We start from the raw sequence: 12,452 nt of genomic DNA, 5'->3' as shown, positions 1-12,452 counted from the left end.
ATTTCACTCATTTCTTATTTTCTAATACGTTCTGTAATATAAAGCTGGAACATCTTTTTGAATATTGATCTTAATATCACAAATATCTTTCTTTTCTATCATTCTCTTAACTATCTCTTTTCTTTTTTCATAATTTTTCAAAATATCACAAAAAGTTATACTATTTTTATAGTATTCTCTTACCCATCCCTTTAATATAATTTTTGTCTCATATGAAATAACTGCACTTTCAGATAATGAGTACGTCAATTCAGCAATCTTAAGATTTCCATCAATTCTTCTATTACTTAATTTAGACGTCATTATAGAATTTAATCTTACTCTCCTTTTAAAAAAATTCTTGGCTATATATTTTATTCTTTTTGCTTTTATAAAACTTGTACTTGTATGTATTTCATCTTCATGTAATATACCTTCATAAAAGTATAACTTGTTCTTTAATATAAATTCTCTTTTATAAAAGTTTAAACATACTGAAGACATATACCCTCCCATTTTGTTAGCATGAATATAAAACTCTTCTCCATTCATAATTTTGGAAGAAATTTTTTTACTTCTGCTAAAAATACTTTTATCTTGTTTAGAATCAAATTCTTTATCAAAGAAATTTTCTCCATCAAAAGTTAATATATCTAAATTATTTTTTTTTGCTTCATTGTAACAATATTTCATAGCATCTAAATCAATATAATCATCACTATCTAAAAAGTATATGTATTCTCCTTTAGCTATATCTAGACCATTATTTCGAGATATACTAAGTCCACAATTTTTTTGATTTATAATCTTTATGTTGTCATACCTAACTTCATAATCTTTTAATATATTAAGACTATAATCATCAGAACCATCATTTATAGCAATTATCTCAATTTCTTTTAATGTCTGATTAATAACACTATCTAAGCACTCTTTCAAATACTTTTCAGTATTATACACTGGTATTATTATACTAACTTTCATAGACTATTCCTCCAATTGACTCATAAATTGGACATATTTTTCATAAAAATATTCATATTTTTCATCTTGATTAACATACTTAATATAAGCAATATTTCGATTTACTAGAGGAGAGTTTAGATGCTCTTGAGAGTTTTTTATTAAATTTAAATATTTCTTATAGGCTATGTCAAATTGCTGTAGCACAAAATTATAATTTGCAGTTTTATATTCAATATGTTTATTTATAGTTCTTTCTATTTTGCTATAATTTCTTATAGAAATATTAGCAATAAATATTATTATATCCATATCATCCATATCACTTAAATAAATCAATTCAGCTTTAAAAATATTCTCACAATAATTATTACTAATAATCCAATCTAATAGTAATTTTTTTTCTTTATGTTCTATAAGTAAATATACACGTAAAATATATATAAATTCTGACATGTATTTATCTAAGATTTTATCTATTATTCTTATATTTTCATCTATATTATATAAATTTGAAGATATTAAATATAGTAATTTTAAATATTGATCTTTGCATATAAATGATACTTTCTCTAGATTTTTAGAAATATCAATCTCATTAATATATAAATAATTATTTGATATATTAACCACATCAAAATATTCAAGGCAAAGATTATCTGATTTAATATTTTCAAATAAATAGATATTTTTTCGTCCTTCAATTAGCATCTTTGTAATGTAAACTTCTATATTAGTAGTTAACATTATATCTACAAAATCCAAAAACTTATTTTCTAAATATATATTTGTATTCTGATTTAAATAGTCAGATTTATCTGTATATAAATTTTTATTATTATAATAGATTATAGTACAACTATCTTTCAATATTTTTAATTCATCCATACTTTTATAATCACTAGTTATTATTTTGCAATTTATATTTTTCCTAACTACAAAATTTAAAATTTCATAATATCTTTTACTATTAACATTATAGATACTTATTCCATTAAATTCACATTTCTTATCACACTCTAAATTATCATGACTAATTATATTTATTATTTCATGGCCTTTACCAAGTAAGTTTTTTATAAGTTTATCTTCACTATCAATATTTAAAGCTATAAAAGTACTTTGAATGTTATTTCTATATGCATACAAATCATTTAGATTGTTTCTCACTTCTTTATTTAGATTTTCATCATCAGAATATTCCAAGCACTTTTTATAATAATAAATAGCTTTTTCATTATTCTCTAATAATACATTCATATACGCCAAATTATAATACACATCAAAATTCTTAAAATTCAATTGTTTTGCTGTTTGAAAACAATTAAAGGCTATATCATACTCTTTTACTGATAAGCACAACATTCCTCTAAGATTCCAGTATGTATCATTATTTATATATTCATTTTCACTTTTTATTATTAATTCATAGGCTGTCTCTATTTCTTGTTTACAAATTAAATCTTCTATTTTTTTTAGCACACTCATAATATTAAAATCTCCTATTTGTATTATATATTTTAAATTTTATTCATTAACAAATGATTCTGCTATTTCGATTAAATAGTTAATATTATATATAGTGTCCTCATTACTCATGTCAAGAGAATATGCCTTTTTTAACACAAATTCTGCTTTTTTGAAATCATTTTTTATCATATATAAAATTCCTTTTATATTTAAAACCTTTACATCATCTTCAAACATACTAGAATATTCTTTAACCAATTTTATAGCATCATCTATATTTCCATTATCTATCATGATTTCTACATTATTAATAAATTGATTTCTAAGATTATTAAATTCCTGGCTCCTATATAAACTTTTCTCTACATCCTGCAAAATTAGTTTCAATATTTTATTATAATATGGAAACTCTACTAATAATAATTTTATTTCTTTTATATAAGTTAAGTCATATTGACTGTAACCCTTGGATATTTTTTGAACTTTTACTACAAATCTATCTATATCATTATTCATATACTTTAACAAATCTTCATCATTAAAATCTTTGTACAAAAATCTTATATACTGATATGAATACATTATATAAATAAAGAATAAATCTTTATATTTTTCTTGGCTCAAGGTATTATTTTCTAGTATAAGTTTACTAATTATTTTATATACTCTTATCTTATTTATATCATATGTAATATGCTGATTTATAATATAATTATATAAACTAACACTAAAATACCTATCATATGATATTGAGTACTTTAAATATTTCTCTATCCATACACAATCCATATCATAAAATATATCCATTATATCTATTCCATTATCATAAGCTATATTTATAGCAGGTGCATATATAAGTTCTTTTTTCCTAGTTAGAATATTTTTAATTTCACTTATAGAAACTTTTTTTCTTAACCTTATTTGATTTAGTTTTCCATATACATCAGGTATCTCACTCATTATACTATATATTTCGTTTTTTTCACTTTCTTTAATACCTTTTATAAACATTTCTACATTTTGAAAAAATATGTTTTTTTCATTGTTAGAGCATGATAATTCTTTATAATAATCCAAGATTAGCCTTGATTTATTTTTCTTATGTAATGATATAAACAAATTAATATAAACCTCTTGTTTACATAATTCATTTTTTATACTTTCAAATTCATTTATAACTGCGTCATATCTTTCTAATTTATAATATATTCTTATTAAAGTTATAACAGCATGATTTTTAAAGCTAATTGTATCTGAATCTGCAAATATATTATTTGCTTGTAGAGTAGTTTCATAATGATTTATTAAATAAATATATCTTTTATATGAATTTATACTTTTATTATATTCTCCCAAATTAGCTTGACAATTAGCTAAGTAATAGTAAATATCCACATCACTTTTTTCTTTTGATATATAATCAATACATAGTTTTTTACAATCATTATATTTTTGTGAAAATAAATAAGCTTTAGCCAAGCTACTATATACATATGGAGGCTTTAAATTTTTATCATTATACAATTCAATACTTCTTTCAAGATAATCTACTGCATCCTGATACATGTTTGATGCTATAAAATTTTTCCCCAACTGATAATATAAATATCCATCTTCTGGTTTATTTTTTAAATCTTCAAATAAAAGCTTTTCATTTCTCTTCATTTTTTTTAATCTAAATTCTTCATCCTCAAACAAGTATCCATAATGTTCGATCTCTAGTATATGATCATATATTGGTGTTTTATAAAGAGGTTGTTCATGAATTTTTCCTATGTATTTAAAATTATCATTCTTAAACAATCTTAAAAGGATACACTCCCCATAACTACTCTTATCATCAGAAAATATATTTCTTAGTTTTACTGATGCTGAATTATATTCTTCATAAAGTCCATCCTCAAAAAATTCAATTATTCTGTCACAATTAATTATAACTTCATCTGCATCTAATATAAGTATCCATTTACCTTTAGCATATGAAATAGACTTATTTCTCATACTAGAGAAATCTCCATCCCATTTATGAAAGTATACTTTATTAGTATATTTTTTAGCTATATTAATAGTGTTATCAATAGAACCAGTATCAATTATTATAAGTTCATTATCTAAAGCTTTTCTTAGTAATTCTAATGAACTTAATGTTTTATTTAAAAATTTTTCTTCATTTTTTACCATCATAACTATACTAAGCAACATATGTATTTTCCTTTCATACATAAATAATAAAAGAGTAAAGTAAATCTTTACTCTTTTATTGTTTATATTATATATTTAACCTAATAATTGTAAAACACCTTGTGGTTGTTGATTTGCTTGAGCTAACATTGATTGTGATGCTTGCACCAAAATGTTCATTTTAGATAAAGTAACCATTTCTGAAGCTACATCAGTATCTCTTATTCGAGATTCAGCAGCAGTCATATTTTCAATTGTATTGCTTAGGTTATTTTGAGTTGACTCTAATCTGTTTTGTTGTGCTCCTAATTTTGCTCTAGACTCATTTATTTTTCCAAGTGCTGAATCTAAACTAGACACCATAGATTTAGCAGCATCTGTTGCACTATGTACATTTGCATCTGCCATTGCATCTATATTTACAACGTTTATATTAGCATTACTCATTACACTAGCAGTATTTACTAACTCAACTGTTATCTCATTATTATTAATAGTTTGAATCTGAGCTGGTGTAATTGTTGTTAATGAAGCCCCTGTACCTGATGTAACAGCAGCTTTTACCAATACTGTAGAAATATCTCCATAATTAGCACCTACTTGTAATCTTACTTCTGAAGATGTTCCATCTAATAATTTTTTACCATTGAATTCTGTAGAACTTGAAATTCTTTCTACTTCACTTTTCAATTGTTTTAACTCATTTGCTATCTTATTTCTTTCCTCTTGAGTATTAGTTTCATTAGAAGATTGAACAGACAGCGTTCTCATTCTCTGCAATATATTTCCAGTTTCTTCCAAAGCACCTTCTGCTGTTTGCACAACAGAGATACCATCTTGAACGTTTCTTCCAGATTGGTCTAGCCCTTTAATTTGTGCTCTCATTTTTTCAGATATTGCAAGACCAGCAGCATCATCAGCAGCTCTCTTTATTCTAACCCCAGAAGATAACTTTTCCATAGATTTACTTTGACCACTTACGTTTCTTCCCATTTGATTATTTGCTATTAAAGCACTTACATTTGTATTAACTCTCATTAATTTACCCTCCTTAGTATAATTGACATCCTTGTCATTTCTACTTTTTAATTTTTATATCAATCCTTTGTTTATATAATCGGATAAGTTAATCTATAACTTTATACTTTTTTACTAAAAATATTCACTTTTTCTCTATTTAACTTAGAATACATTGTATTTACTTGTTTTGTTAACTTGTATTCATGTAGCTCTTTTTTAACTTCTAATAAATTTCTTTGTAAAGTATTTTGTATTTTGCTATCAATATCAATTAGCTTCATATCGCTGTAAATACTTATGAAATTTTCTTTATCATTTTCATCTACACTATTTATAATTTTTTGTCTATCATCTAACTTATTACTTATGTATTGATACTCTTCTTTATCAATAAGGTTTATAATCTGTAGAGATATTTCTTTATATAAATCCAGTTTATCTTCTAGTATTCCCATCATTACTTACCTTGTGAAAAATAGTTCATTTGAGAACTATACTGATTTAACAAAGATTCTAAAGCTGAATATTTTGCATAAAGTCTTTTCTCTTTATCATTCATTTTTTCAACCAATCTATTTATATTTTTTTCTTGTTCTGCTATTTCTTTAGAATATATATTTTCACTTGCAGAAGCTGTTTTTTCTATACCAGCTTTTTCTGCAAATTTAGAACCTGAACTTCCTGAATACTCATATATTATATCTTTTAACTTTTCAAACATACCCTTATCATCACTATTTGAAGAATATCCAGCTAAAATTTTATATACTTTATCACTATCTTCTATAATAGCCTTCGAAAAAACATCTTCCTTAAATGCTATTTGTCCTTTTTTATTATAATCCTCAGATTCATTAATACCTATCTTTCTTAAAGCATCAATATTTTTTGCATCTCCAAAAAACATAGATTGAATATCTTCAACAAATGCTCTTAATTCATCATCATTTCTTAGTATACCTTCTTTAGCTTTTTTATCCCATTTTTCTATTTCATCTGTTGTCATATCTTCTTTTTGAGCTTCTGTAAGAGGCGGATAGTCTTTTGATTTTTTAGTAGTTATCAATCCATACACTTTATCCATCAATTTATTGTAATCCTCTACAAATGCTTTCATATTTTTAGTAGCTTCTTCAGTATCAGTGACAGAAACTAATTTAGATGTTCCTTTTGAATTCACATTATAGGAAATATTATCTATTACAAATGAATTTGATTCCCTATTTATATTCACTACTCTTCCATTTTCATCAGTTATATCAGCTTCTAGATTTTTCCCATGTGTTGATGCGATTTTATTACCAGCAGAATCAGCTGTAAATGTAATACCATTATCATTAGCAATTTGTTGAGCTAAATTATCATTTCCAGTTATTTTTAAATTAAGTTCTGAGGATGCGCCAGTTTGCTTTCTCGAAATCATTAATTCACCTGTCAGTTCACTATATGAAGCTCTTATATCTTTATCTTCACAAAGAGCATTTATTTTACTAACAATAGTACTTGTCGTATCCTGTTCAGATATAGGTATGTTTACATCTCCTATAGTCAATGAACTTGCACCACTAGCATTTGGAGGAAATTGTTTAACAATTGGGGTACTTGCATTTAGCTTAATTGTTACTTTTGCTGGCTCTGCCATTTGTGATACAGCAAACTGATAGTTTATTTTATTTGCACCAGCTGACCCACTTGCAACTATAACACTCTCATCAGAACTTTTTACACTTAAAGATGAATATGCATTTTTACTTATTATATTACTCTTAGAATCAAGTCCAAAATATTTATCATACATATCTTTTGATTCTTTAATAATATCTCTGTATATTTCTTGCTTCCATTTTACTATTTGTTGAGCTTGCTTAGCTTTATCGACCTTTTCTTTGTCTTTGGTCATACTAGCCTCTATTATCCCTTCCATATCAAAATTTCCTGAAAGACCCGTAACTCTTATAGGACTTATATTTGACATAATCACTCCTCCTGTCTGTTATTTATTGATTTATTATTAGCCTCATACCACATATCTTTAATTTGTTGTATTATTGGTAACACCTCATCTATTATTTTTATATCTTTTGTTACATCTACTTTTGATAACTCAGATCTTATAAAGTCATAAACATTATACATATCTTTAGCCCATTGGCCTACATTTTGATCTAATGTAAGCATTAATTCTGTAAATATATCTTGTACTCTTATAAGCTCTTTATGTGATTTCTGCATATCTCCATCTATGATTGCTATCTTTGATATTTTTGTGGCTTCTACAGCTCCATCTAAAAGTATCAATAATAATTCTTCTTGAGAAAGTTTATTTAACTCATCTAAATTTAGTTTCATTAGTTATCTCCTATTTCTTTCTTCTTTACTTTTTTTATCGGCTTCATACCATGTATCTTTAATTTGTTCTATTACAGGTAATATACTATCTATTATTTGAATATCCTTTCTTATATTTGCTCTTGATAATTCATATCTTACAAAATCATAAACTCTATACATATCTTTAGCCCATTGACCTGCATTTTGATCTAATGTGACCATTAATTCTGTAAATATATCTTGTACTCTTATAAGCTCTTTATGTGCCCTTTGCATATTCTTATCTACAATAGATAACCTAGCTATCTTCGTATATTTTACTGCTCCATCTACAAGCATCAATAACAATTGTTCTTTTGATGCCATAAAAACTGCATTTTGTTTATAATAACTATAAGGATTTTCTCCATACATACACAAATTCCTCCAAACACTTTTATTTTAAATTTCTCAAAATTTCTATATTTTTATTTGTTGCTTTTATATTTTCATCTTTTATTTTTTCATAAATTTCTTTTCTTAATATTCCTATGTCATTTGGTGCTGTTATAGCTAATTTAACATTATTTCCATCAACACCTACTACTTTAACCTCAATATTTTCTCCTATAAGTATTGCCTCATCCTTTTTTCTAGAAATCACTAACATCCATTATCACCTCTCAGTAATGGATGTCTTATACTGTATTTTTCTTCTTCTAAGATTATTTGCATTCCATAATTATTTTTTATATTTATTACTATAGGAGCTTTTAAGTTAACAGTTGATTCTTCTAAAATTCGTCCAAGAGTTATTATATTAAATAAGATAATATCATTAGGAGACTCTATCTCAAGTTTTTCTATTATATCTTGACTTAGAACCACTTCATACTCCTTAATAATCTCAAATGGTGATACAACGATAAATCCTATACAATCTTCTTCAGTAGAATTGAGTTCTTTCAAAGTATCATTATTTTCTATATCTAAAATCTCGTATTCACTTAAATTTTCAAACCCTAGTATACCTTTTTTTAATGTAACCTTCATCATATCTTCGTTATTTTTACTATATGTAATCTAATATAGATACATTAAATAACTTTCCTCCTGTTTGTAGTGAAGCTTGATAAGTTAATTCTGCTGCCTTTAATTGAACAAGTTTTTCTCCATAATCTATCTCTTCATTTTGTGATAGAATATCCTTTAATTGTATCAAACCATCATCATTTTTTTCCTTCATAGCTTCTACTGTATTTGCTTTTGTACCATATATAGACCTAACATTTACTGTATTTTCTATTAGTTGCTCCATATCACCTAAACAAGTTGTTGTTAACTCTTTTATAGCATCATCATCTGGATTTGCTAATTTTTTTGATATGTTATTTAGCTCTTTAAATGGGTCAGCCTTTGTTGGGTCAAATCCAAGACTACTCAACTTGACATTATAGTCTACACTTATTCCTTGAGCTATATCCATACTCAAAGAATCTTTTAATTTATCAAGATTTAGACTAGAATTGAACTTTAAGCTTACTGATCCATCAGCATTATCTACACACTCAACAGGTGGTATACCTGTATTTGAACCTGAAAATATATACTTTCCTTCATGTGTTGCATTTAAAGCATTTGCAATCTCTTTCATTTTTTCATTAGTTTCTTTGCTAAGGGTTTTTAGTTCTCCCTCTGAATATGCACCATCACCACTTGCCACCAAAGTTTTCTTTATATCTGATAATAATTTCCCAAGCTGATCTAGTGCAGTATCAGTAGTTTCTAACCAGTCTCCTGTATCTTTACAATTTTCAACATAAGTCTCCATAGTCTTTATTTCACTTTTTGAGTTCAATATTTTTATTGCTTTATATGGATTATCTGACAATTTATTTATTTCTTTTGTCGTATTAACTTGTCTATTAACCTTATCTAATCTTTGTAAATTATCTTGTAGCGAATTTAGATAACTACTAGACATCATACCTGTACTAACTCTCATTATAAATTCCCCTTTCTATTAAATTATTCCATTTATTACAACATCCAACAGTTGAACAGCTGTTGACATAACTTTTGCACTAGCTTGATATGAACGTTGTACTTTTATAAGCTCTGTCATTTCTTCATCTAAAGATACACCCGAAACGCTCATTCGAGAGCTATCAATATTATTTATAATTTTACGTTGATTCACTTCATCTTGATTTACTTTTTTAGAATCTAAACCTACTGATTCTGCAAAAGCTTTATAGTGGTCACTTATTGTACTTACTTTTCCACCAACTACTCCAATATCTATTTTTTCATCTTTTAACTTAGCAATCTTTGAAACCTCATCAGCAGTAAGCTTTAATTCATTTGGATTACTCTTTATTGCTGGATTTATTTTTATTATGTCTTCACCAGCCACATTTGAAGTTATAAAAAAATCTCTTACTGTTATCCCAGGACATGCATTATAAACATCATTTATCTGTTTAGCTAATCCATCAGATACATCTTTTAAATCGCTTTTATATGTATCAATTTTGCCATGCATCTCAAACAATCCTTGTAAGGTTCCTGATACACCTGTTTTCCAAGTTCCATCTACATTTTTTAATTCACTAAGTTCTAGTTTTCCATCTGCAAGCATATTTTTAACATCACTATTTTCAAGGTCTAATTTAAAACTTAAATCATCTAATATTCTATCTCTTTCATCAAGTAAATCATTTGGGGTAGAACCAGAACCAGATATAACATCAATAGACTTATTTAAATCTTCAAGACTTTTTAACATGTCATTTATCTGCTTTATTTCAGAGTTTATATTATCATCTATATCTCCTTTTAATTTATCAAGTTTTTTATAACTCTCACTTATTAAAGTTGCTAAATTTGATGCATTTTCTACCACGAGACTTTTTTTACTATCACTATTTATATCCTTTGCTAATGATTCCCATCCTTTAAAAAAATCATCTATACCTGCAGATATTCCATAGTCAGATGGTTCATTTATTATAGTTTCTATAGTATTGTAATAGTCATATTTTGAAACTGTCTTACCATACTTATGAGCTTCTGCTCTAAATTGATAATCATAAAAACTATTTCTAGCTCTTGTTACATCTGTTACATGCACACCTGTACCTAATTGACCTCTTCCAATAGCATTGTTTAAACTAGGCATATACATTGGGCTATTTGTGGCAAATTCTGTTCTTTGCCTAGAATAACCTTCTGTATCTAGATTACTTATATTATGAGAAATTGTCTGTATTGCTTTTTGATGCGCATTCATTCCTGAATTAGCTGTATTTAAAATGGAAAATAATCCCGCCATATTTCTCCTCCCAATATCTATTTTCTAATATTTCCATAAGAATTATAAGTTGTAATCTGTTTATCAGTTGGTTTTATAAAATTAATCATTTTTTTTGTAAAAATAAGTTCTTTCTTTATTAGAGAATCGTTTGACTCTTGTTGATTTTTGGCCAAAGCAATAATACGCTTTAAGTCTGTATATATTTCTTTTAAATATTCATCGTTACTATTTTCAACAACTTCACTCATTGGAATATCATCATTGAAAAGTTGCCTTCTCTTTATCTCTATAGATGCGAGTTCCCTACTAATATCTTCTAGTTTAGGATTTAACCTATTTAAATTTTCTATATCTTTTACAACTATATAATCAAATTGTTCTTTTAATAATTCCATCATATTACCAAGTATCTTTTTTTCTTCATATATTATAACTTTTAAGTCTGCAATCATGACTTTATCCTCGCATATCCTCTATCATTTTTTTAGCAATTTCTTCTGGTTTTATTTTGTAAGTTCCACTTTCTAATGCACTTTTTATTTCATCTATTTTTTTATTTCTAATAGTTTCATCACTCATATTTGATACACTTGCCATTTCCTTTGCAAATTTAGATAGTTCTATCTTGTCTGTTTTACTAGTTTTTTGAACTTCTTGAACTTTTTTTACATCTGATGTATTCTTTAAATAATTATTTATTACAATATTTGAACTTACATTTTTAATATCCATAGTTTCACCTCCAAAATTACATTCTTATATTTTAGTTATCGCTCAAAAAATAAAAATATTTATATGATTCGAACATATTTTAAAATTTTTATAAAAATATCCCCTTAGTTAAACTTATATAGAATAACCTAAAGGGATACTATTTAAAATGTTAATTTATATCTGAATCTTCTATTTTAGATAATCTTATAGATAATTTTTCATTTGTAATAATACTTTCTCCATAAGCAAACAATCTATCATTTGCATATATATCTAATTTTTCATCTACATTCTTATTTAATTTTATTATAGAGCCTTCTTTTAAATCTAATATGTTTTTTATTGTTTCTGTTGTTTTTCCTATAGAAACAGATACATTTACTTTTGCATTAAAAACATTTTGATTCTCTTCTATAACTCCAGTCTTTTCTTCTATTAGTTGTCCAAAATTCAATTCATATATATCCTCTTTTTTACTATTCATAAAACTTTTCTCCTC

The 12,452-nt window shown here is 25.7% G+C and carries 15 protein-coding genes; all 15 read right to left on the bottom strand.

Annotated elements, in window-relative coordinates; translation table 11 throughout:
• Positions 1–21: 21 nt before the first annotated feature.
• Positions 22–963 carry a glycosyltransferase gene (locus tag ACTG47_RS01775; protein ID WP_479925876.1) on the bottom strand — a complete coding sequence of 314 codons (942 nt, stop codon included), beginning with the start codon at positions 961–963 and terminating at the stop codon, positions 22–24.
• A gap of 3 nt (positions 964–966) precedes the next feature.
• Positions 967–2,430 (bottom strand): tetratricopeptide repeat protein, encoded by a 1,464-nt coding sequence (locus ACTG47_RS01770; RefSeq protein ID WP_479925875.1) that lies wholly within the window; start codon positions 2,428–2,430, stop codon positions 967–969.
• A gap of 39 nt (positions 2,431–2,469) precedes the next feature.
• Entirely contained in the window at positions 2,470–4,635 is a 2,166-nt protein-coding gene (locus ACTG47_RS01765) for a glycosyltransferase (protein WP_479925874.1), read from the bottom strand.
• A 54-nt stretch (positions 4,636–4,689) separates the two neighbouring features.
• Positions 4,690–5,631, bottom strand: coding sequence for a flagellin N-terminal helical domain-containing protein (locus tag ACTG47_RS01760; RefSeq protein ID WP_479925873.1), 942 nt, complete (start codon positions 5,629–5,631; stop codon positions 4,690–4,692).
• Between the two features lie 101 nt (positions 5,632–5,732).
• Positions 5,733–6,071, bottom strand: coding sequence for a flagellar protein FliT (fliT, locus tag ACTG47_RS01755; protein ID WP_479925872.1), 339 nt, complete (start codon positions 6,069–6,071; stop codon positions 5,733–5,735).
• Entirely contained in the window at positions 6,071–7,588 is a 1,518-nt protein-coding gene (fliD, locus tag ACTG47_RS01750) for a flagellar filament capping protein FliD (protein ID WP_479925871.1), read from the bottom strand. The genes fliT and fliD overlap by 1 nt, the downstream gene beginning before the upstream one ends.
• A gap of 2 nt (positions 7,589–7,590) precedes the next feature.
• On the bottom strand, positions 7,591–7,962 hold the full coding sequence (gene fliS / locus ACTG47_RS01745; RefSeq protein WP_479925870.1) for a flagellar export chaperone FliS: 372 nt from the start codon (positions 7,960–7,962) through the stop codon (positions 7,591–7,593).
• A 3-nt stretch (positions 7,963–7,965) separates the two neighbouring features.
• Positions 7,966–8,358 carry a flagellar export chaperone FliS gene (gene fliS / locus ACTG47_RS01740; protein ID WP_479925869.1) on the bottom strand — a complete coding sequence of 131 codons (393 nt, stop codon included), beginning with the start codon at positions 8,356–8,358 and terminating at the stop codon, positions 7,966–7,968.
• Between the two features lie 22 nt (positions 8,359–8,380).
• Positions 8,381–8,593 (bottom strand): carbon storage regulator CsrA, encoded by a 213-nt coding sequence (gene csrA, locus ACTG47_RS01735; RefSeq protein ID WP_479925868.1) that lies wholly within the window; start codon positions 8,591–8,593, stop codon positions 8,381–8,383.
• Positions 8,587–8,979 (bottom strand): flagellar assembly protein FliW, encoded by a 393-nt coding sequence (locus ACTG47_RS01730; RefSeq protein WP_479925867.1) that lies wholly within the window; start codon positions 8,977–8,979, stop codon positions 8,587–8,589. Before ACTG47_RS01730 ends, csrA begins: the two co-directional genes overlap by 7 nt.
• A 16-nt stretch (positions 8,980–8,995) precedes the next feature.
• Positions 8,996–9,928: a flagellar hook-associated protein FlgL gene (gene flgL / locus ACTG47_RS01725; protein ID WP_479925866.1), complete on the bottom strand. Its 933-nt coding sequence runs from the start codon at positions 9,926–9,928 to the stop codon at positions 8,996–8,998.
• An 18-nt stretch (positions 9,929–9,946) separates the two neighbouring features.
• Positions 9,947–11,257: a flagellar hook-associated protein FlgK gene (gene flgK / locus ACTG47_RS01720; protein ID WP_479925865.1), complete on the bottom strand. Its 1,311-nt coding sequence runs from the start codon at positions 11,255–11,257 to the stop codon at positions 9,947–9,949.
• Between the two features lie 17 nt (positions 11,258–11,274).
• Positions 11,275–11,691, bottom strand: a complete 417-nt coding sequence (locus ACTG47_RS01715; protein ID WP_479925864.1) for a flagellar protein FlgN — start codon at positions 11,689–11,691, stop codon at positions 11,275–11,277.
• A 4-nt stretch (positions 11,692–11,695) separates the two neighbouring features.
• The gene (flgM, locus tag ACTG47_RS01710; RefSeq protein ID WP_479925863.1) at positions 11,696–11,971 is read right to left on the bottom strand and encodes a flagellar biosynthesis anti-sigma factor FlgM; all 276 of its coding nucleotides are present in this window, start codon (positions 11,969–11,971) and stop codon (positions 11,696–11,698) included.
• Between the two features lie 151 nt (positions 11,972–12,122).
• Entirely contained in the window at positions 12,123–12,437 is a 315-nt protein-coding gene (locus ACTG47_RS01705) for a FliM/FliN family flagellar motor switch protein (protein ID WP_479925862.1), read from the bottom strand.
• Between the last annotated feature and the right edge of the window lie 15 nt (positions 12,438–12,452).

It is taken from the genome of Clostridioides sp. LIBA-6622 (assembly GCF_056716095.1).
The sequence above is the reverse complement of the archived record's forward strand: the minus strand, read 5'-3'. Positions and strand labels throughout refer to the sequence as shown.